This window comes from uncultured Mucilaginibacter sp. (assembly GCF_937859865.1).
Lineage (GTDB): Bacteria > Bacteroidota > Bacteroidia > Sphingobacteriales > Sphingobacteriaceae > Mucilaginibacter_A.
In genome coordinates this window covers 46,004-67,901 of sequence record NZ_CALMAT010000123.1, presented here as the reverse complement: position 1 = coordinate 67,901, position 21,898 = coordinate 46,004, and the positions used below count along the sequence as shown (strand labels likewise).

General features: G+C 42.6%; 20 protein-coding genes. 12 read left to right on the top strand and 8 right to left on the bottom strand.

The window, feature by feature from the left end:
- The 5 genes from Q0192_RS13560 to Q0192_RS13540 all read left to right on the top strand — a co-directional run.
- The coding region (locus tag Q0192_RS13560; RefSeq protein WP_299290027.1) for a hypothetical protein at nt 1-190 on the top strand (190 nt) is incomplete at its 5' end.
- Nucleotides 191-311: 121 nt separating this feature from the next.
- Entirely contained in the window at nt 312-2,423 is a 2,112-nt protein-coding gene (locus Q0192_RS13555) for a carboxy terminal-processing peptidase (RefSeq protein ID WP_299290026.1), read from the top strand.
- 238 nt (nt 2,424-2,661) lie between these two features.
- Nucleotides 2,662-3,801 (top strand): ligase-associated DNA damage response exonuclease, encoded by a 1,140-nt coding sequence (locus Q0192_RS13550; protein ID WP_299290025.1) that lies wholly within the window; start codon nt 2,662-2,664, stop codon nt 3,799-3,801.
- On the top strand, nt 3,798-5,408 hold the full coding sequence (locus tag Q0192_RS13545) for an ATP-dependent DNA ligase (RefSeq protein ID WP_299290023.1): 1,611 nt from the start codon (nt 3,798-3,800) through the stop codon (nt 5,406-5,408). Before Q0192_RS13550 ends, Q0192_RS13545 begins: the two co-directional genes overlap by 4 nt.
- A 9-nt stretch (nt 5,409-5,417) precedes the next feature.
- Nucleotides 5,418-6,164 (top strand): SDR family oxidoreductase, encoded by a 747-nt coding sequence (locus tag Q0192_RS13540; protein WP_299290022.1) that lies wholly within the window; start codon nt 5,418-5,420, stop codon nt 6,162-6,164.
- A gap of 15 nt (nt 6,165-6,179) precedes the next feature.
- On the opposite strand, the gene Q0192_RS13535 is transcribed toward Q0192_RS13540, so the two are convergent.
- The gene (locus Q0192_RS13535) at nt 6,180-7,721 is read right to left on the bottom strand and encodes a family 10 glycosylhydrolase (protein WP_299290021.1); all 1,542 of its coding nucleotides are present in this window, start codon (nt 7,719-7,721) and stop codon (nt 6,180-6,182) included.
- Between the two features lie 484 nt (nt 7,722-8,205).
- Between Q0192_RS13535 and Q0192_RS13530 the strand changes: the two genes are divergently transcribed.
- The gene (locus Q0192_RS13530; RefSeq protein ID WP_299290020.1) at nt 8,206-9,141 is read left to right on the top strand and encodes a hypothetical protein; all 936 of its coding nucleotides are present in this window, start codon (nt 8,206-8,208) and stop codon (nt 9,139-9,141) included.
- A 268-nt stretch (nt 9,142-9,409) separates the two neighbouring features.
- On the opposite strand, the gene Q0192_RS13525 is transcribed toward Q0192_RS13530, so the two are convergent.
- The 4 genes from Q0192_RS13525 to Q0192_RS13510 all read right to left on the bottom strand — a co-directional run bounded on the left by Q0192_RS13525 (nt 9,410) and on the right by Q0192_RS13510 (nt 15,248).
- Nucleotides 9,410-13,144: a HAMP domain-containing sensor histidine kinase gene (locus Q0192_RS13525; RefSeq protein WP_299290019.1), complete on the bottom strand. Its 3,735-nt coding sequence runs from the start codon at nt 13,142-13,144 to the stop codon at nt 9,410-9,412.
- A gap of 55 nt (nt 13,145-13,199) precedes the next feature.
- A complete protein-coding gene (gene fabD, locus Q0192_RS13520) occupies nt 13,200-14,081 on the bottom strand; it encodes an ACP S-malonyltransferase (RefSeq protein ID WP_299290030.1) in 882 nt (293 codons plus the stop codon).
- A gap of 21 nt (nt 14,082-14,102) precedes the next feature.
- A complete protein-coding gene (folE, locus tag Q0192_RS13515) occupies nt 14,103-14,741 on the bottom strand; it encodes a GTP cyclohydrolase I FolE (RefSeq protein ID WP_366518193.1) in 639 nt (212 codons plus the stop codon).
- A gap of 90 nt (nt 14,742-14,831) precedes the next feature.
- The gene (locus Q0192_RS13510) at nt 14,832-15,248 is read right to left on the bottom strand and encodes a 6-carboxytetrahydropterin synthase (RefSeq protein WP_299290028.1); all 417 of its coding nucleotides are present in this window, start codon (nt 15,246-15,248) and stop codon (nt 14,832-14,834) included.
- 75 nt (nt 15,249-15,323) lie between these two features.
- Here Q0192_RS13510 and mqnB point away from each other — a divergent pair, with 75 nt between their 5' ends.
- From mqnB to Q0192_RS13495, 3 genes are all read left to right on the top strand, one after another.
- Nucleotides 15,324-15,938 carry a futalosine hydrolase gene (gene mqnB / locus Q0192_RS13505; protein WP_299290018.1) on the top strand — a complete coding sequence of 205 codons (615 nt, stop codon included), beginning with the start codon at nt 15,324-15,326 and terminating at the stop codon, nt 15,936-15,938.
- Nucleotides 15,939-16,119: 181 nt separating this feature from the next.
- Complete coding sequence (locus Q0192_RS13500; protein WP_299290017.1) at nt 16,120-16,971, top strand: 1,4-dihydroxy-6-naphthoate synthase; 852 nt, start codon at nt 16,120-16,122, stop codon at nt 16,969-16,971.
- Between the two features lie 101 nt (nt 16,972-17,072).
- On the top strand, nt 17,073-17,681 hold the full coding sequence (locus Q0192_RS13495; RefSeq protein ID WP_299290016.1) for a PAS domain S-box protein: 609 nt from the start codon (nt 17,073-17,075) through the stop codon (nt 17,679-17,681).
- Nucleotides 17,682-17,763: 82 nt separating this feature from the next.
- Here Q0192_RS13495 and Q0192_RS13490 read toward each other — a convergent pair whose 3' ends face one another.
- The 3 genes from Q0192_RS13490 to Q0192_RS13480 are packed head-to-tail and all read right to left on the bottom strand — an operon-like array spanning nt 17,764 to nt 19,189.
- On the bottom strand, nt 17,764-18,669 hold the full coding sequence (locus Q0192_RS13490; RefSeq protein ID WP_299290015.1) for a prohibitin family protein: 906 nt from the start codon (nt 18,667-18,669) through the stop codon (nt 17,764-17,766).
- 18 nt (nt 18,670-18,687) lie between these two features.
- Complete coding sequence (locus Q0192_RS13485) at nt 18,688-18,873, bottom strand: DUF6358 family protein (RefSeq protein ID WP_299290014.1); 186 nt, start codon at nt 18,871-18,873, stop codon at nt 18,688-18,690.
- A gap of 1 nt (nt 18,874) precedes the next feature.
- Nucleotides 18,875-19,189: a rhodanese-like domain-containing protein gene (locus tag Q0192_RS13480; protein ID WP_299290013.1), complete on the bottom strand. Its 315-nt coding sequence runs from the start codon at nt 19,187-19,189 to the stop codon at nt 18,875-18,877.
- 195 nt (nt 19,190-19,384) lie between these two features.
- On the opposite strand from Q0192_RS13480, the gene Q0192_RS13475 reads away from it, so the two are divergent.
- The 3 genes from Q0192_RS13475 to Q0192_RS13465 all read left to right on the top strand — a co-directional run bounded on the left by Q0192_RS13475 (nt 19,385) and on the right by Q0192_RS13465 (nt 21,813).
- Complete coding sequence (locus tag Q0192_RS13475; protein ID WP_299290012.1) at nt 19,385-20,506, top strand: DUF4407 domain-containing protein; 1,122 nt, start codon at nt 19,385-19,387, stop codon at nt 20,504-20,506.
- Nucleotides 20,507-20,680: 174 nt separating this feature from the next.
- Nucleotides 20,681-21,262: a peroxidase-related enzyme gene (locus tag Q0192_RS13470; protein ID WP_299290011.1), complete on the top strand. Its 582-nt coding sequence runs from the start codon at nt 20,681-20,683 to the stop codon at nt 21,260-21,262.
- 11 nt (nt 21,263-21,273) lie between these two features.
- Complete coding sequence (locus Q0192_RS13465; RefSeq protein ID WP_299290010.1) at nt 21,274-21,813, top strand: peroxidase-related enzyme; 540 nt, start codon at nt 21,274-21,276, stop codon at nt 21,811-21,813.
- Nucleotides 21,814-21,898: the final 85 nt, after the last annotated feature.

The following is a 21,898-nucleotide window of genomic DNA, read 5'->3' as shown; positions in this document are numbered from 1 at the left end:
ACTATACCTTAATGTTTATTTTGAACGTTTAAAAACCAGTTTGCTAATTATTACAGCTACCATCCCACCTGCTTTACGTTTTAATTTCGGTTTGCCAGGCAATGCGCCTGATGCTGTTTTTACCGGCATAAAAGCAGCACGGCGTAATGATTTGGTTTACAGCGGTTGCGTTAAAAACAATTCATTGTAATATTGTTATCATTAGCACAGGCAGCCGTTTTGTCTGTCTTTTTTTTGTTTTAGATTAGCAAACTGTATTTACAAATAAACGAATGCCCGCTGGAGAATTTAATTTAATGCGAATAAAAAACATGTTCAAAAAGTTATATATGATGGCTATCCTGGGCGCTTCGGTGGCCTGCCATGCCACGCCCGGAGCCCCGATAAAAGTAGCCGGTTCTAAAAACATAGAACCTGACGAACAACAGGCCATAGTTTGTAAGGAAGTAACCGAAATGATTACCAACTACAACTACAAAAAAATCAAGCTGAACGATTCGATCTCGACTGTGATCTATAAGCGTTATTTAAAAGCGCTTGACGAAAACCATAATTACCTGCTGGCTTCGGATGTGAAAGATTTTGACCAGTATAAAACGCAGTTGGATGACGACCTGCAGAACGGCGAACTGAACCACGTGTTTTACATGTTTAATGTTTACCAAAAACGGTACAACGAAAGGATCAAATACTCGCTGGAACAGTTGGGCAAAAACTACGATTTTAACCAGCAGGAAAGTTTTATGTTCGACAGGGAAGAGCAGCCCTGGTTTTCGACGGCAAGCGACCTGAACAAGTTTTGGGACAAGCGCGTGAAATATGATCTGCTGAACCTGAATTTGGCCACGCCAGACATCAATAAAGACAAAGAAATCTTAAAAAAGCGTTACGAAAACCTGATCACACAATCGGACAAGCTGAACAACCAGGACGTTTTTCAGATTTTTATGGATGCGTTTACCGAATCCATTGATCCGCACACCAACTATTTTAATCCTTCCAATGCGGCACAGTTTAACATCCAAATGTCTAAAACTTTGGAAGGCATCGGTGCATCGCTGCAATTTGAAAACGATTACATCACTATTAAAGCAATTGTAAAAGGCGGCCCGGCCGAACGCAGCAAACAGTTGATGGTAGATGACCGCATTATTGGTGTGGCGCAGGGCAAAACCGGTGAATTTCAGGATATTATTGGCTGGCGGATTGACAACGCAATTAATTTGATCCGCGGGCCAAAGGGAACTGTTGTCCGCTTAAAAATCCTTTCCAAAGGAAAAACCGCCACCAACGCCAAAATTGTTGAAATGATGCGCGAAAAAATTGTGGTGGAAGACCAATTGGCAAGCAAAGAAATCAGGACTTACGACCAAAACGGAAAAAAACTTAAAATCGGAATTATCACCGTTCCGGGATTTTATTTAGATTATAAAGCTTACCAGGCCGGCGACAAAAACTACCGCAGCGTAAGCCGCGATGTAAAAGTAATTTTAGACAGCCTGAAAGCGCAAAAAGTGGATGGCGTAGTGCTTGACCTTCGCCAAAATGGCGGCGGTTCTTTGCCCGAAGCGATACAATTAACAGGCTTGTTTATCAAAACCGGCCCGGTTGTACAAGTTCGCGATATTAAAAACCGGATTGAGCAGGATACCGATGACGACCCTTCGATTGCATGGACTGGCCCGATGGCCGTGATAGTTGACCGTTTTAGCGCTTCTGCTTCCGAAATTTTTGCCGCTGCCATTCAGGATTACGGCCGCGGTTTAATCGTTGGGACACAAACTTATGGCAAAGGCACCGTACAATCGGCCATTGATTTAGACCGGGTAATTGGCAATTCTTTTTCTAACTTATTGGCTAATGTAAAAGGAAAGTCGGGCAATGTAAAAACAGACGGACAACCCGTTGGCTACGGTCAAATTAACCTCACCATTGCCAAATTTTACCGCATCAATGGTAGTTCTACGCAGCACAAAGGCGTAGTGCCGGATATCCAGTTTCCGTCTGCTATTCCGTTGGATAAATATGGTGAAGATACGGAGCCTTCTGCCCTGCCTTTTGATATGATCCCAAAAAGCAGTTATGCCACTTACGGAAGTTTTACGGCCGTAATCCCACAGTTAAAAACGCAGCATGATACACGGATGCAAAGCAATGTAAACTACAAAAACCTGCTGGAAGACATTGCCGAATACAAAAAACGTGATGCCGAAAAGACCGTAACGCTAAACGAACCAGCGTTGAAAAAGCAACACGAAGAAGACGATGCAAAATCATTGGCACATGATAACGCACGAAGAGCGGCACTTGGCTTAAAACCGTTGGCCAAAGGCGAAAAACAAGCCAAAGATAAGGACGCCGACTTTTTGAAAATAGAAGCCGGGCAAATCCTCACCGACTACATCGGGTTAAAAAAACCATAAATTCACCAAAACCTCCGGCCAAAACCCGGAGGTTTTTTGTTTCAAACTAAATTAGGGCCTGTTTAAATTTATGTCAAAAAAACAATACTTCTTTTATGCCTATAAAATTGGTGCCTGGATTATATGCCAATGCAAAAAGCATGGAGGTTTGATGTTTTTTAGGCGGTAAAAGAAGCATGGAAATTAAATCGAACAAAATTTAAACAGGCTCTTATGGCTTTGCTGCTTATCTTTGGATATGGCAAAGCAGCTCCTCCAGTTTACCGATAACGGTATTTTTTGTGCCGAAGGCAATTTCTATATTGACCCGTGGCGGCCTGTTGACGATGCCGTTCTCACCCATGCCCATGCCGACCATGCCCGAACGGGAAGCAAAAGATATCTGGCGCACGAGCTTTCGCGCGAAATTTTAAGATACCGTTTAGGCGCTGATATTTCCCTCCAAACCATTCCTTACGGAGAAACCGTTTATAAAAATGGGGTGCAGATTTCACTTTTCCCGGCTGGCCATATCATTGGTTCGGCACAGGCTCGGGTAGAATACCAGGGCGAAGTTTGGGTAGTTTCGGGCGATTACAAAGTGGAAGACGATGGTATTTCTACACCTTTTGAACCTGTTCCCTGCCATCATTTTATTTCGGAATGCACTTTCGGGATGCCGGTTTACCAATGGAAACCGCAGCAATTGATTTTTAACGAAATCAACCGCTGGTGGGAAAAGAACATCGAAGAAGGCAAAGCAACCATTATTGCCGGTTATTCGCTCGGCAAAGCGCAACGCATTTTATGCAACCTTGACCTTTCACTGGGTACTGTTTTTACCCACGGCGTTATCGAAAATACCAATGATGCTTTGCGCCGCAACGGAATTGATCTACCAAAAACAGTACGCATCAATCCTGAAATCCCAAAAGAAGAAATAAAAAAAGGCATTGTGCTGTTGCCGCCTTCCGCCGTAGGCAGTAATTGGATGAGGAAGTTGGCGCCTTTTGAATTTGGTTTTTGTTCCGGTTGGATGAATGTACGCGGTGCCAAAAAACGCCGTGCCGCCGACCGTGGCTTTGTACTTTCTGACCATGCCGATTGGGACGGTTTGATCAGCGCGATTGATGCAACCGGCTGCGAATCGGTTTACCTCACCCACGGTTATACGGCTTCTTTTTCGAGGTATTTACGGGAGATTGGTTTTGATGCGCACGAAGTGCATACGTTGTACGGCGGTGATGAAAGTGAGGGCGAAATTCCGTCTGAAGATTTAGGATCGGGAAGCGGAGACGAAGCAGGCACCAAAAAAACAGGTGTAAAAGAAGCATCCGCAGAAAACGAAACTATTACAACATTTGGTGAAGCCAAAGCCAATCAACCTGAATCCTTATGAAACATTTTGCCGCGCTCTTTGCCGCCCTCGACGAAACCAACAAAACCAACGAAAAGGTAAACGCCATCAAAGCTTATTTTTTAACCGTAAGCGATGCCGACAAGATGCACATGCTGGCTTTATTTAGCGGCCGGAAACCAAAACGACAGATCAACTCAACTTTGGTAAAAAACTATGCAATTGAACTGGCCAACATTCCGGTTTGGCTGTTTGAGGAAAGCTACCAGGTGGTTGGTGATTTGGCCGAAACCATTTCGCTGCTGCTGCCCGAAAGCAGCCAAACATCCAACAAAAGCCTAACCGAATGGATTGCCGAAATTAACGCCTTAAACAAATTGGACGAAACAGAACGTAAACTCTGGCTTATCGAATCCTGGGCTTCGTTAACGCGGCAGGAACGCTTTGTTTTTAATAAATTGTTGACGAGCAGTTTCCGTGTCGGTGTTTCGCAAAGCTTAGTGGTAAAAGCTTTGGCCGATATTTCCAAATTAGATGCGCCGACATTAACGCACCGCATTATGGGTAGTTGGGACCCGGAAGTTTACACCTTTACGCAATTGATGGAAGAACAAGGCGCACTGGATGACCTTTCGCGGCCGTATCCGTTTTTTCTGGCTTATCCCATCCAGGAAACTTCCGAAAAACAGAAATCGCCGGAGGAAATGCAAACCGCTTTGGGCAACGCCAACGAGTGGCAGGCCGAGTGGAAATGGGACGGTATCCGCGCGCAACTCATCCACCGAAAAGGCGAGATTTTTATCTGGAGCCGTGGCGAGGATTTGGCGACGGAGAAATTCCCGGAACTGCACCCTTTTATCCAAGCGCTGCCAGACGGAACGGTTTTAGATGGCGAACTGTTGACTTTTCGAGATGAACAACCGCTTCCGTTTAATTTGCTGCAAACCCGCATCGGACGAAAAAACCTCACCAAAAAAATTCTGGAAGAAAACCCGGTTGCGTTTATTGCTTATGATTGTTTGGAAGTTGGAGGCGAGGATATCCGTACCAAAACACAAACCGAACGGCGCGAAATACTGGAGCAATTGCAGCGCGATACTTCTTTTAGCACTATATTTCGGGTGTCGCCTTTGATTGATTTCAGTTCCTGGGAAGAGCTGGCCGGGATTCGCAAAAACTCACGCGAAATGGTTGCGGAAGGAATTATGCTGAAACGCAAAAACGCAACTTACCAGGTTGGCCGCAAGCGCGGCGACTGGTGGAAATGGAAAATTGATCCGCTTTCGGTTGATGCGGTGATGATTTATGCACAAAAAGGCCACGGCCGCCGCGCTGATCTTTACACCGATTATACTTTTGCCGTTTGGGACGGTGATCGTTTGGTGCCTTTTGCCAAAGCTTACTCCGGTTTAACCGACCAGGAAATTGGCAAAGTGGATGCTTTTGTAAAACGCAACACGCTGGAAAAATTTGGTCCGGTACGAACCGTAAAACCTGAATTAGTTTTTGAAATTGGCTTTGAAGGGATTAACCAGTCTTCGCGGCATAAATCCGGCATTGCTTTGCGTTTCCCCCGAATTTTACGCTGGCGGCATGATAAGAAAAAGGAGGAAGCGGATACGCTGGAGAGTTTGAAAAGTTTACTTTAGATAATACTTATGACTAAAACCTACCTCATCAGCGGAGCCGGAAGTGGTATCGGCCGTGCCATTACCCAAAAACTGGCAACAAACAATACGTGTATTTTATTAGGCAGAACAGCACGAAATTTGGAAGAAACGCTGGAAACTTTGCCCGGCAACAACCACCAGACTTTAGTGGCAGACATTCGCGATAAAAACCAATTGGCAAAAGCAGCATCGCAAATTAATGCTTCTTTTATCAATGGAATTATTGCCAACTCGGGCGTAGGCGGCGAGAATTACTGGGGCGAAAACGACCGTTGGGACGAGATCATCAGCACCAACCTAACCGGCACTTACAATCTGGTGAACACCTTTTTTCATCTGCTAAAAGAAGTACCGGCCGAAAAACATATTCTCATTACGTCTTCTGTTTTGGCGCGTTTAGGTGTGGCTAATTATTCGGCTTATTGCGCTTCTAAAGCTGGTTTGTTAGGTTTGATGCGGTCTTGGGCGGTACAATTTGCGCCGCAAAATATTCTGGTCAATGCGATTTGTCCGGGTTGGGTAGATACAGAAATGTCGCAAACGGGTTTACAGGGAATTGCAGATGGAATTGGAATTTCTAAAGATGAATTTTACAAAATGGCGATGCAAAGCGTTCCGTTAGGAAGGATGAGCCAGCCGGAAGAAATTGCCGATTTGGTTGCTTATCTGCTTAGCCAAAAATCAATCACCGGCCAAACCATTGATATTAATTGCGGCGCAGTGATGAACAGTTGATGCTTCTTTTACCACCTATAAACTGTTGGCCGGAACGCTAACCACAGCCGTGTTAGATGGATAACTTTCGTTCTTCAACCTATCCAAAGCCGTAACTACGTATTGGTAATTTTTGCCGGCTTCGGCAGTCGGGTCGTCAAAAGTACGCTGCTGGGTGTATGCAATGTTTAAAATATGCTTCGGGTCGGCCAGGTTAATAGCTTCATGCTGATCAAAACGATAAACCACATAACCGTAAGCGGTATTGCCATCGCTGGCTGGCAAAGGCAGTTGCCATTGTAAATTGATGGTTCTGCCAGTGATTTTAGCCACCAGTTCGCGCGGGATGTTGGGCGAAACAGCATCACGCCAAAGCATGACGGGCGGCAAAGCCGGGTAACGGTAAAAGTCAGTTTTCAAGCTATCGGTAAAGCCCAGCAAATTGCGCTGCAACGATTTTGAACTGAAATAAACGCTGCCTTGCACACGCGGGTTTTCCCGGTCGTACCGGAGCTGCCGCGGCATTTGCGTACTTTCCTTCCAACTGGCGCTCATCCGTTCGTTGATCCGGTAAGCAGCCATACCGATGTACAAATGCCTGCCGTAGGTATTGTTGCTCCACCAGTCCACTAGTTTTTCATAAGCTGCGGCACGGTTGTTAAAAGGCCAGTAAATTTGTGGGTTAATATAATCCAGCCAGCCTTGTTTAATCCACTTGCGCGAATCGGCAAACTGCTCGTAATAAGAAGAGCCACCGCCGGTTTCCGAGCCTTCCGGGTTTTGGCGCACATTCGCCCAAATGCCAAACGGACTGATGCCAAACTTAACATAGTTTTTATGGTGATGGATACTATCGCTCAAAGCATGGATCAGTGTATCTACATTATGCCTGCGCCAATCTTTAATATCGGTAAAACCATCAGGGTGGTCGGCAAAAGTTTGGGCGTCATCAATCAACTGCCCAGAAACCGGGTACGGATAAAAGTAATCGTCTAAATGCACACCGTCAATATCGTAGTTGTCCACCACATCCAAAATAACTTTGATGATATACTCGCGCACTTCGGGCAAACCCGGGTTAAACAGTTTCCGGCCGGCGTAAGTAAAAAACCATTCGGGCTTTTGCTTGGTGATGTGGTCATCGCTGATACCTTTTGGACTGGTTGAGAAAGTAGCCCGGTAAGGGTTAAACCAAGCGTGCAGTTCCATGCCGCGCTGGTGCGCTTCGCTGATGGCAAATTCTAATGGATCATAAGCCGGGCTGGGTGCTTTGCCCTGTTTGCCGGTCAGCCATTGCGACCACGGTTCGCGGCTTTTGGCATACAAAGCATCAGCAGCAGGCCGAACCTGAAACATGACAGCATTGATGCCCGTTTGATGGTGCGCACTCAAAATACTTAAAAGTTCCTGCTTTTGCTGTTCAGAATTGGCTTTGCTGTTGCTTGGCCAGTCAATATTGGCAACGGTTGCAATCCAAACGCCGCGAAATTCCCTTTTAGGCTGGGGCAATACCTGCGCCTGCACATATCCAACCACCATCAGCAGCAACAGCAATACTGTTTTTATACCTCTAAACATCAAACTAATATTAAAAATGGCAAAGATAGTTAAACTCGGTACAAAGCATTTTATTGGCACAAAAAATTTAATTTGAATAAAACATTTTAGCGTTTGCTTAAAAATTTCTTCACAGGCATCCATGCTTCTTTTATCGCCTAAAAAATTGGCAACCACTTGGTTTTGGTTTATTTAAATTGATCAGGCCATCAATTTTTATAGGGTAAAAGAAGCATGGGCATTTCGTGTATCAATTTAAACAGGCTATTACAAACAAGCTTAAAAAAACCTGTCCCGGTTTATTTTACGTACTTTTTTTACCGATTAAAACGTGGATATCCTATCTTCGGTTGTGTATTTTTTTGTTAAGGATACAATATACCATCAGAAATGATAGTTTTAACCCATACAAAAGTTACAGCGAACAGCAATTTTAACCAACATTACCATTAAAAAACCGAACCTTAAAAAACGTATTCATCTACTTAAACCTTAAACCTTAAACATGGACAATCAAAACCCACAAACGCCTGCCAAAAAATCCAACTTAGTTTACTTTCTGATTGTTGTTGTGCTGGCGCTGCTTGGCACCAATGCTTACCTGTATTTTCAGAAAAACAAATCGGAAGAAAGATTAATCACCCAAAGTGTGGACGACAACAAAGTTTTGGTAAGCACACAAACCCGTTTAAAATCGTCCTTAGATAGTTTAACTACTCAACTTGATTCTGCCAACAGCGGGAAACACCGGATTTCGCAGGCATTGCAGGCAAAAGATGAACAGTTGAAAGCGAAAATTACGGAATTAAGAAAAGCCTTGGCTAAAGGCCACTTAACGGTGGCTCAATTAAACTCGGCAAAAGAAGACATCAAACAACTGCGGTACTTTGTTACCAAATACACCGCTGATATTGAAGAGCTGAAACAGCAAAACGCCTCGCTGACCACCGAACGCGATACTTTAAAAACCAACCTGGCCACCGTTAACCAAAAAGCGACCACATTGCAACAGCAAAACCAGGATTTAAGCACAAAAGTAAAAACGGCGGCTGCGATTAAAACATCTACTGTAGCAATTACGGCTTATAAAATTAAGAAAAGTGGAAAAGAAGTAGACGTAACCCGTGCTTCTACCGCTAAAAAAATCAAGATCAATTTTACGGTTACCACAAATGAACTGGCAGAAAAAGGTTTCCATGATATTTATTTGCGGGTGATTGACCCAACCGGAAACTTAGTTACTACGCCGGAATCAAACACTTTTAACATCAACGGGCAAGACATGCAATACACCTACAAAAGCGCTATTGATTTTAAAAACGATGGCAGCGGTTATGCGATAGACTGGGTAAACCCGGCGGAGTTTCAAAAAGGGACTTATTCGGTTGTGTTGTATGCCGATGGCTATCAAATGGGCAAATCATCTTTCAGTTTGAGATAAACTTAACCGACAGCTTTTTAAAAAAAGGGAATTGAGTTTCCCTTTTTTTATGCCCCTAAAAGAAGCATTGTATTTGCCGGAACTTGCTAATTAAATTCTGTTTAAATTCATATTTGATCCTTTATGTTAGTAGGATCAGGATTGATAACAATACTTCTTTTATCACATAAAATTTTGTATTGGCAATATGGGCTTTTCTAAAAAAACGCAGAAAGCTTTACTGTTTTTTAGGTGATAAAAGAAGCATTGTAAATAAACCGGCCTAAATTTAAACGGTTGGCAAAGAGGCCGATGGAAAAAGCAGATGAAAAGTTGTGCCAGCATTGATCTCGGTCTCAAACCAAATTTTGCCGCCCGTATTTTCGATGGCGCTTTTGATGAAAGCCAAACCCAGGCCGGTGCCAGAACTTTTGGTGGTAAAATTAGGCTGAAAAATATTGTCGCGGATTTTTTCGGGAATGCCGCTGCCGTTGTCTTTTACATCAATCAGGATATGTTCTTTGGTAATATGATAAGTAATAGCGATGATGCCCGGCTGGCCGTCCTGCATTGCTTCGATACCGTTTTTAAGCAGGTTGTTAAAGCAGCGCAGCAGCTGGTCTTTGTCTACACGCACCAGGTACAAATCCGGTGAAGGCATATAATCAATGCGGAGGTTATTACTTTGGTTAAAAACATTGACTGCCCTGGAAATAATATCAAAAATATTGACCACTTCGGGCTTGGTATCGGGCAATTTTGCAAAATCTGAAAACTCGGTTGCAATGCGCGACAAACTTTCAATCTGCTCAATAAAAGAAAGGCTAAACCGCTGGAACTTGATGTCAAACTTCGGGTCCTTGTCTTTCCAGGCTTTGCTCAGCAACTGCAGGCCCAGCTTTAGCGGTGTAAGCGGATTTTTAATTTCGTGCGCTACCTGTTTGGCCATTTCGCGCCAGGCATTTTCCCGTTCGGATTTGGCCAGCCTGTTTGCACTCAACTCCAAAGAAGCTATCATTTTGTTGTATTCTTTGATCAAAGAACCAATTTCGTCGTTCCGTTTCCAGTTGATCGGTTCTGTCTTTCGGCCATACATCGTGTTGCTCAGCCCCTGCTGGATCAAAGTAAGCGGGTTGGTAATTTTTTTAGCGATAAAAACAGCAAACAAACCAATGGCCACCAGCACCAAAGCATAAGCGTTAATCATCGAGTTGATAAAATAACCAACGCTGTTTTTATACTCGATGTCGTTGTCAAAATAAGGCAGTTGCAAAAAATTGACCACATTATTTTCCGAGTTGTGGATGGGCATATAAGCAGATTTGAATTTGAATTTGCCAATTTCTTCTTCGTTCAAAAACTCTGATTTTTGCAAGCGCTTCATGTTGATGTATGCAATGGCATTCATCCGCCGGCCCATCAGGCCATAATCGTACAATTGCGGCCGGGTGTACAAAACGGGCACGCCACAGGTATCATAAAGCATCATATCAGCCGAATACGTTTCGGCAAAAGCATTAAAACGCAGGTCCAAGTCTTCGCGGCCTTTGCTTTTGCTATCCATCATCTGGCTTTCGTAATCATTGGCAATGCGCTTTATTTTTTCGTGGTTGATGTCGTCTTGCTGTTTTTGGTACTGCTTGCTAAAGGTGATCATGGTAACCAAACCAATAATCAACAAGGTAAAAACAACCGAAGTAACCATGGATATCTGGATGCGTGTTTTATAAAGCAAATTGTTGGCCGCCACACTCAAACTCCACCATAAATGATTAAAGTTGAAGCCTTGTATTTTGCCGAAAAACCAGTACAAGGCCACTACGATGAACGCAAATACCAGGAAAACCACAAAGAAAAATATAAAAACAGACAGGCTATTGCTCCAAGATGTATCTTCCAGGCTTACCACAACCAGTTTGCGTTCTGTAGGCTGATAGATTAAATGGCTGTAATGGCTATAATCCTCGCTTGTTGTTTCCAACGTAGTATAACTTTTCAGCCTGCCTTTAAACTGCCTATTATGCAGGTTGTACTCAAACTTCCCGTTCTGGCTCACCAATTTATTATCGTTGTAAAAAGCGTACGAATAATTTTTATAATCGTTTTGCTGCTTTAGCTTTTCATCAACCAACAAAGGCGGAAAAGAAGCGCCGCTTTCTAAAACTTTAGATTTTAAATCAACCACCAGGGTTCCAAAAACTTCGTGGTTGGCTTTGATGGGGATGAGCGCAAAATACCTCCGCTCGCCAAAAGCATCAGCAGCACGATAAAAGTAATGGGTGCTGTCTACTTTCAGCGAACCAAAAAACACCTGGCTTTTAAAAACATTCAGTTCGTAATCCTGCTGGCCGGAAATGTTGTGGTTTTGATTATCGTACGCATACATTTTGAAGTTGTATTTGGAGAGATAATCGTCGAAATAAAGTTTGCGCAATTGGTTTTTCAGATAAACCTCGTTTCGGTTGGCGTTGATTACATAACGCAACAAATCAGGGTCATTAACAAGCCTGCTTTCGATATTCCTGAAAATGTATTCGGCGTTGGAATCAACAGAATTGACCAACTGGTGCAATACGGTTTTGCGCTGGTCGCGTTCCAGCTTGTCTTGTATCCGCGAAAGCTGGCTGGTGGCCACAACCGAAGAAACAGCCAGGACCAGGATAAAAGCAATGGCAGGCATTTCGCCTTTTTCATAAAAAACATTGTAGGCACGCCAGGCAACAGCAGCGGCCCACAGCAAATAATAGCAGGTAAAATATTGGTAATCCCACCAATGCCAGGCGGTAGCCAGCAAAATTATACCGATAAAAACAGCAAGTTTATCGCGGTCAGTAATGTTAAGTTTTGCACAAATGCTGATGCAGGTTTCGCTAATTAGGTAAAAAATTAAGTAAGCCAAACACAACATTACGGTGCCTATAAAATTATAAGCGGTCAGGTTCACCAGGTTGTCAATGTCAAACTGGAGTTGTGAATCAATGGTAAGCCCGTAAAACAAATTAGAAAAAGAGATGGACAAACCTACTAGCAGCAGGCCCATCAGCACCAAAATAAGGTAGCTTTTGCCTTTGTTGACAATGGGTTTGGCCAGCAGGCCGCGGTGGTTGGACACAAAAATGGCAAACCAGGTAGCAAACAGGATCAAAAGCGCAATATTTTTGATAGAATAAAACGAACGATAGCTTTTTTGAAGCTGCACAAGCGAAACCCGGGAACCCGATGGCAAAGTTTCCAGTACATGCAAAAAAAAGATGGCGCCGGTACACAACACCACAAACAAAAGCGCCAGCAAAACAGCCGTATTACGATAACCTTTATCCGCAATATAACCGCACAAATTGTAAACCAGCACAAAAAGCACCGTGATGCTCAATAGCCATAAAATACCCTCCGCTGAAGCAAAACTGCCGGAAGCAGGACGGCCTGGCTTAAGCTTGACGGCAAACAAAGGCACATTGTGCAAACTGTTTATTTTGAACGCCTGCTTATCCTGCAAAGATGCAAGGGCAAGGTAATTATTGTTTAAAAGTTGGGGCGAGAAATGGTCAACAAGGTATTGGTTTTGATAACTGTATGCTGTTTTTACCGGTATAAAAAAGAGCACCGAAAAATTGCCTTCCGTTTTTTTGACCAATTCATAATAGCCATTTTTTTCGCTGATAAAAGAAGTACCGTTTTGATAAGCCGAAGAATTATCCGGAACAATGCGGATGCTGCTCCAGAAATCAAGCTTGTTGTTTGTATAAGTGCAGAAGTAGATTTTTTTCCCACCAGATAGCTCCTTGATCAGCCTTAAAGCTTCTTTTTCGTCCTGGCCGAGGTTTTTAAGGCTGGCAAAATTGACCGGGTTTTTTAGAAAATCTTCAACAAAGGCTTCGTTTTCGTTGAGGTTTTTTTGCAGCGTAAGAGCAGAACTTTTAAGCAGATTGTCTGCATTGTAAGCTTTTTTTACGGTTAAAGCCGTAAAAAAGAAGCTTATGCACAACACAACCAACAATAAGCGCACTTTAACAGATGTATCCAAAGCAATGATTAAACCTGTATAAAAGTAGTATTAATTTTAGCCCGGTTAAAAAGAATTATATCCAGGCGTGTGCTGTTGCTGCATTACGGTCAACCTTTTTAACCAGTCCTTGCAAAACATTTCCCGGCCCGGTTTCTATAAATTGGGTGGCACCATCCTGAATCATCCTTTGCATGGTTTGCGTCCAGCGTACGGCACCGGTCAACTGTTTGTTCAGGTTGGTTTTGATCGTGTCCGGATCGGTAGTTGGTTGTGCGTTTACGTTTTGATAAACCGGACAAACAGGCACTTTAATCATTGTGTTTAAAATAGCTGTTTCCAGTTCTACCCTTGCCAGTTCCATCAGCGGCGAATGAAACGCGCCGCCCACGTTTAACGGCAAAACCCGCTTTGCACCTGCCGCTTTCAGTTTTTCGCTGGCTTCCTGCACACCTTCTATCGTACCGGAAATAACCAACTGGCCGGGGCAGTTATAATTTGCCGGAACCACTACGCGCGTTACCTGGTGGCAAATATCTTCTACCGTAAAATCATCCAAACCCAAAACTGCGGCCATGGTAGAAGGTTGCAGCTCGCAGGCATGTTGCATAGCATTGGCACGCGCCGCAACCAAACGCAGTCCGTCTTCAAAATCAATTGCCCCTGCTGCAACTAAAGCCGAAAACTCGCCTAAAGAATGGCCGGCAACCATTTTTGGCTCGAATGTTTTGCCCAACGTTTTTGCCAGAATAACCGAATGCAAAAAAATGGCCGGTTGCGTAACTTTGGTTTGTTTTAAATCTTCTTCCGTGCCGTTAAACATCACGTCCGTAATTCGGAAACCTAAAATTTCGTTAGCACGTTCAAATAATTCCCGGGCTTCTTCGTGCTTTTCGTACAAACCGGTTGCCATTCCGGTAAACTGTGCGCCCTGGCCCGGAAATAAGTATGCTTTTATCATTTAAAATAATTTGTTGCCTTAGCTTAGTTTGGAGGAAATCAACTGTAAAAATTCCAATCTGGTTTTTTCGTTCAAAAATGCACCGGTAAAGGCAGAAGTGGTGGTAACCGAATTTTGCTTCTGGATACCGCGCATACTCATGCACAAATGGCGGCATTCGATCACCACACCAACGCCAATCGGGTTTAACGTTTCCTGAATGCAATCACGGATTTCGTTGGTCAAACGCTCCTGCACCTGCAAACGGCGGGCAAAAGCATCCACCACGCGCGGCAATTTGCTCAAACCAACAATGTGCCCGTTTGGAATATAAGCAATGTGCGCTTTACCAAAAAACGGCAGCATGTGGTGCTCGCACATTGAGTAAACTTCAATGTCTTTTACCAACACCATCTGGCTGTATTCTTCTTTAAACATGGCCGATTTTAAAATATCGGTTGGGTTTAAATCGTAGCCGTGCGTGAGATAAGTTAAGGCTTTGGCTACGCGTTCCGGGGTTTTTAATAAGCCTTCGCGGTTTGGGTTTTCGCCCAATTGCGTCAGGATATCTTCGTAATGGCCGGCAATTTTGCTGATCATTTCTGGGTTGTAGCGGTCTATTTTAACGTAGCCATCCAAATCTTCATCCATATTATGGCTGTGGTTTTCGTTGCTCATTTTATTTGTTTTTGTTCAGGGCAATGCTTCTTTTACCACCTAAAAATTAGTGTTTCAAAAAGAACAATAAAACTTTATTAGATACTTCTTTTATCCACCAAAATATTCGGCAGAGTTGTTTTCTGTTTCAAACAGTTTTACCGAATGCAGCAAAACGCCCTGGTGTTGTTCAATGGGCTTCTTCAATTGGTTAAAAATCTCAATCGTCAATAATTCGGTCGAAGCCATTTTGCCTTTCATAAAATCAACATCTAAGTTGATGTTCTTGTGGTCCAGCTTCTCGATCACATAATTATTGATGATCACTTTCAGGTCTTTCAAATCCATCAAATAACCGGTTTCCTGCGTAACTTCGCCTTTAATGGTTACCAATAAATTGTAATTGTGGCCATGCCAGTTGGGGTTGGCACATTTGCCAAACACTTCTTGGTTTTGTTCGGCACTCCATTCGTCGCGGTACATCCGGTGCGCCGCGTTAAAGTGTTCTTTCCGTGTAATGTAAATCATCATAAATAAACTGCTGCAAATATATCAAAACAAAAGAAGCCTGCTATTTTTAACCTTACCTTTGACAAACCGCTTATGAACATCCTTTTGGTAGCTGCCACACAAGCCGAAATACAACCGTTGTTAACACATTTTGAAGGAGAAAAACCTTTTGAGGTGCTGGTTACCGGCGTTGGCATGGTGACAACCGCTTTTGCTTTGGGGCAACAGTTCGCGCAGAAAAAGTATGATTTGGCCATTAATTTAGGCATTGCCGGCAGCTTTGACCATACGATTGCTTTAGGCGAAGTTGTTGAAGTTACCGAAGATAGTTTAGCCGAATTTGGTGCCGAAGACAATGATCAATTTTTAACGATTGAAGATTTAGGTTTTGGCGAAAGCGTATTTTTTGCCAGCCATCAACTCAATCCAATGCTTCTTTTATCGGCAAAAAAATTGCGTTCGATAACGGTAAACACGGTTCATGGCGAAGAAATTTCCATTCAAAAAATAGCCAAACGGTTGAAGCCGCAATTGGAAAGCATGGAAGGCGCTGCCTTTTTTTATGCCTGTAAAAGAAGCATGGTGCCTGCGCTGCAGATCAGGTCGGTGTCAAATTATGTGGAGAAGCGGAACCGAGAAAACTGGAAAATTGGCTTGGCTGTTAAGCATTTAAATGATTTTGCCATTGAATTATTAGAAAAATTGTGAGTTGACTCACGTGTTGTCATCTCGACCCGAAGGGAGAAGTCTTATTCTAAAATTCAAGAAATTATCTTTGGATTTTTAGGTGATAAAAGAAGCATCAGGTTGAAAGAAGATCTCTCCCTTCGGATCGAGATGACAGCACGCAACCCAAACCTCATACCTCTAACCTCATACCTAAAACCCCATGAAACTCACCCTCGGCTTTTCGCCTTGCCCAAACGATACGTTTATTTTTGATGCTTTAATTCACCATAAAATTGATACCGAAGATTTGGATTTTGAAGTGTTTTTTGATGATGTGGAAACACTGAACCAAAAAGCTTTCTGCGGAGAACTGGACATTACGAAGTTGAGTTACCATGCTTTTGCTTACGTAACCAAGCAATATGTTTTGCTGGATGCAGGTAGCGCTTTAGGTTTTGGTGTCGGGCCAATGCTGATCTGCAAAAACGAAAAGTTTCTGGACCAGGAATATCTGAAAGCTAATATTGCCAACTTAAAAATCGCTATTCCCGGAAAATATACCACGGCAAATTTTTTGTTGAGCCTGGCTTTCCCCGAAGGGAAAAACAAAAAGGAAGTCCTTTTTTCGGAGATTGAAAATCAATTAATAAAAGGCGAAACGGATTTGGGTTTGATCATCCACGAAAACCGTTTTACCTATCAACAAAAAGGCTTGCACAAAATTATTGACTTGGGCGATTTTTGGGAACAGCAAACCGGTTGCGCCATTCCGCTTGGCGGCATCGTGGCCAACCGAAATTTGCCCGAAGAAATTCAACACAAAATAAACCGCGTTTTAAAAAAATCAGTGGAGTTTGCCTTTGAAAACCCAAAATCAGGTTTGGAATTTATCCGTTCTCATTCTCAGGAAATGAGCGAAGATGTGATGTACAAACACATTGATTTGTACGTGAATAAATATTCGGTTGATCTGGGCGAAGAAGGCCGTAAAGCGATTAAGATACTGTTTGATAAAGCTTTGGCATCAGGCGTAATCCCAAAAATCGAAAAGGACTTGTTTTTAACAAAGTGATTTTTGCCCATCAATTAAAAGAAAAAATTTGAATCAATAATAGACGTGTATCCGTAAAAACAACCTGCAAAAACGGATAAATTTATCGGCATAAAAACAGCATGAACCATTTTACCGAAACGATCAAACTGTTGGAAAACTCCAACTTTTACTATGTTATTATTGCCGGGATGGACAGCAATTACAGTTATGTAAACACGCATTATGCCGATGCTTTCGGTTACATTGCCAAAAATATGGTGGGCAAGCCGTACCACATTACCATGCACCCGGACGATACAAAAGTTTGCGCAGAAGTGGCGGCAAAATGTTTTGAAAACCCGGACAGATCGTTTCCGGCAACCATCAGAAAGCACGATGGCAAAGGCGGCTACATTATTACGCAGTGGGAATACCGCGCTATTTTTGATGCCCAAAACCAGCCGGATGGCGTTTTTTGTATGGGCTACGATATTACAGAATACGAAAAAGCCAACCAGCAACTGGAAGTTGCAAAAACAGAAATCGAAGAAAAGAAGAGCATTTTAGAACAGATTGGCTGGGAACAATCGCACGTGATCCGCCGGCCGGTGGCCAACATTATCGGTTTGGTGAATATTTTAAGCAAGATGGAAATTGATCAAAACCTGAGCAATATTTGCGAAATGCTAAGCGACAGTGCCGAACAATTGGACAAAGCGGTAAATAGCATCGTTAAAAAAACAGATTAGGCATGCTGTTTTTATGCACTACTTTTTGGTGAGGTTTTTTATTCACTAATTTTTAGGTGCTAAAAGAAGCATTGGCCAAAAACTATTTATCAGTCAGCATTAAAGGTGCGCCTTTGCTGTTGCCCATAATAATTACTTTGGTATTTGGCGATAATGCAACCGCTTTTTGCGCCAAAATAGATTCGTACTGCAATTGTTTATCGCTCAAATTGGTAGAAATAATGCGTTGATAATCAGCAATTCCTTGTGCCTGGATGCGTTTTTGCTCGGCTTCCTGGCGTTCTTTCTGCAACACAAATTGCATTTTTTGCGCGTCCTGCTCAGCATTGATTTTTGATTCAATAGTGGTTCTAACGGATTGCGGCAAGGTAATGTTCCGTACCAAAAGTTGTTGCAGTTCAATACCTCTTTTGGCAAAGCTTTCGCCAATGGTTTTATAGATTTTATCCTGAAATTCCTGCCTTTTGGTAGAATACAAAGCAACGGCTTCATAATAAACCGCATTATCACGAATAGCCGTTCGAGAAACCGGGCGAACAATTTTATCTACATAATCAGGCCCGATATTTTGCAGCACAAAAGGCGCTTGGTCCGCTTTCAAACGAAAAAGTACCGACAAATCAATCGTTACTTCCAAACCATCAGCCGATAAAATACGGATGGCATCGTCGCCTTCTTTCTGCCCTTCGGTAGTAACGCCGCTCATGGTGTAGTTTTGGGTTTTGATATCGAAAGTAGTAACATCAACCAAGGGATTGATTAGATGCAAACCGCTCGGCAGCACATCGTTATCAACCTTGCCAAACAAAGTTTTAACGCCAACTTTGCCGGGATCAATCACTTTAAAAACCGAAAAACTTAGCCCTAAAAGAAGCATGGCAACGCCAACAATAGAAATGATTGGGCTATAGGCCGGGTTAATAGAAGGCGTGCGTTTAAAAACGCCACCCACAATAAGTAGGATGACACCGAGGATAATTAATAGCATGTATTTAGGTTAAAAGCCTTATTTCTTTTGAAGTGCGCGTACTTCTTTTGCCAGCCGTATTTTTAAAAAAATGGTAATCACGATGATAAAAACTCCAGCGGCTGTCCAATCATAACGCTGATGGTTGATGCTCCAGTATATCAGTATCACACATAAAATGATACTGATGTTGTACAAAATATTTAAAAAAAGTTTGGCTCCCATTTTAGTAAACCTGTATTTCCGGGTCAATCTCTTCGGCCCAAGCCAGCATTCCGCCTTTTAAGTTGTACAAATTGGTAAAACCCTGCTGCTCTAATTGCATAATTGCGGCCGCACTTCGTTTGCCGCTTCGGCATTGTACAATTACAGGTTTCTTTTTATCAATTTTGCCCGATTCGATCATAATGCCACTCAAGGGGATCAGTTCTCCGCCTAAATTAGACATTTCGTATTCAAAATCTTCGCGCACATCAATCAGTTGAAAATCTTCTCCGGCGTCCATTTTTTCTTTCAATTCCTGTACGGTTATTTCTTTCATTTTTGTAAATATTATACCTCAAAGTTAAGTGTTTAATTGATTAAAATCAGCGTGTAACAATAAGCCGATAATTTATTCTTAAAGAAACTCGTTCTTGATTTACATACTGTTTTTATAAGGTAAAAATTGGTGTAAACAAAGGCATCGCTTTAAATATGAGCCGAGTAGAGCATTTTTGTTATTACTTTTGAGATTATGAAACAAGTAAACCGATTTTTCTGGTTCTGCTCTGGCGTGCACTTGGATACTTTAAAAAAGTACCCGATCGAAATGAACAAATATGTAGGCATCGGGGCAACTATATTTTTTACAGCTTTGTTTGCTGCCTTGTCTGGCGGTTATGCCATGTATTTCGTTTTCAGCGGAAACCCTGGCGCACCGTTTTTTGCCATATTATTTGGATTGATTTGGGGCACCGCCATTTTTAATATGGACCGCTATATTGTGGGCAGCATTAACAAAAGAGGTTCTGTTAACCAACAGATTTTGCAGGCCACGCCGCGTATTTTGCTGGCCATCATGATTGGGATTGTGATTTCCCGTCCGCTGGAGTTAAAGATTTTTGACAAAGAAATCCGCTCCAAACTGAAAAACGCTTATCTCAAAGGCCAACGGTCTAAAATTGATACCATGAACATTACTTTTAATAAAAAGTACGGCATGGATTTGGCAAAAGCGGCCGATATTAAAGCCGAAAGGGATTCGCTTGAAAAAGACATCAACCGTTCGCGTTACCAATTGAACCAGGAAATTTTTGGCGATAAAACCAACCAGACTTCGGGCAAAACCGGTTTCGGCACTTTTGCCAAACAAAAAGACGAGGTTTTGAAGGAGAAAGAATCCCGCCTAAATACCGTTCGCCAGGACCAGGCCAAAATGGAACAATATATTGCCACCCGAAAAGACGTGGAAGGCGTAACCGATACCAAACTATTTAACGACCGGCAGTTGGACAGCTTGAGCAACGTAGCAGGTTTTGCCGACCGGAATTGGGCATTGGGCCAGCTTTCGTACAACCCCAACGGAACGCGCGAACTGGACACTTATCTGGCGCAATCCTTCATCAGTTACTTGTTTATTTTATTTGAGTGTTTGCCGGTTTTGGTTAAGCTGATGTCGCCGAAAGGCCCGTACGATGTGGCTTTGGGCAAAACTGAAGAAGCCAATATTCATTTTGCGGAGAAAGATATGGAGCAGGACATGACCGTTACAGACGCCGTTCAGGATTATCGCATCAACACCAATATCAACCTCACCAAAAACAACATTTCAAAACGTGCCGAACGTAAGTTGATGCGCGAAGATTTGAAAACGTGATGCTTCTTTTATAAAGGTTTTTTTGGTTTAATTACTGCGTTTGAGAGGGGGGATATAAGTTTTACAAGATAGACTTTAAAAATCGTATTTTTTATTATTCATAGTTTGTAGTGATAGTTGGATTTATTTATAATTTTAATCCTGTTTAAACCAATCTTCCTAAAATACTTTACTATGCCATACATTAATCTACCTGAAGAATTTCCTGGTATCAGGAGCCTGTTTATGTTTCGCCCTGAAACTGCAGCACCATTAAATGCACTTGTACAAACCTTGTTGCATAATCCGCACCCAACATTAAGTGCAGGTGAGCGCGAATTGATTGCAACGTATGTTTCCGATTTAAATACCTGTAAATATTGTTGCAGTATCCATGGCGCAATTGCAAAACATCAGTTGGGCAATAATGCCGAAATTGTAAAACAGGTACTGGCAAACCCGGAAACTGCACCGATAAGCAGCAAACTTAAAGCATTATTAAAAATAGCAGCAAAAGTACAAAGCGGCGGAAAAAACGTTACGCCGGAAGACGTAGCATTTGCGCGGAATGAAGGGGCAACGGATATAGAAATTCATGATACGGTGTTGATTGCCGCTGCTTTTTGCATGTTTAACCGTTATGTTGATGGTTTGGCCACTTGGCAGCCAGATAATGATGAACTGTATGATAAAATGGGCGAACAGCGCGCACGCGAAGGTTATCTAACTGCACCTTTTAAAGTAAACAGAGATCAGGAACAATTACAAAATCCTTAAAAAACAACAAAATGGCACATATTAAATTATTAAACGAAGAACTTCCCGGAATTGTTGGCTTGTTAAATTATCGTCCGCAAACTGCCGAGCCACTTCTTTTACTTGCAGAAACTTTATTGAGAGGCCCATCAACCCTAACCAGCGGCGAAAGGGAAATTATTGCCGCCTCTGTTTCCTACTGGAACAAATGCCATTTCTGCCACACTTCCCATGCAGCGGCAGCGGCAGCACATTTAAAAAGCGGACTTGGTTTGATTGATGATATCAAAGCAGGTTTATTAGAAACAGAAGTTTCTGACAAATTAAGGGCTTTATTGCATATTGCCCATCAGGTACAGCAAAACGGCAAGAATGTTACCAAAGATGATGTAGCTGCTGCACGCCAACAAGGCGCAACGGATACAGAAATACACGACACGGTGCTGATCGCTGCTGCTTTTTGCATGTATAACCGTTATGTAGATGGCCTTGGCACTTGGGCACCTGCACATAACGAAGCTTATGCAGAAATGGGCGAAAGAATGGCCCACGTTGGTTATGGAAAGTATTAAACTGCTTGGCTGAAACCTTTTTTAAATCAAGATAATCCACACTAAATTTAACCCGATAAAAGAAGCATTGCTTTTGATATAACAT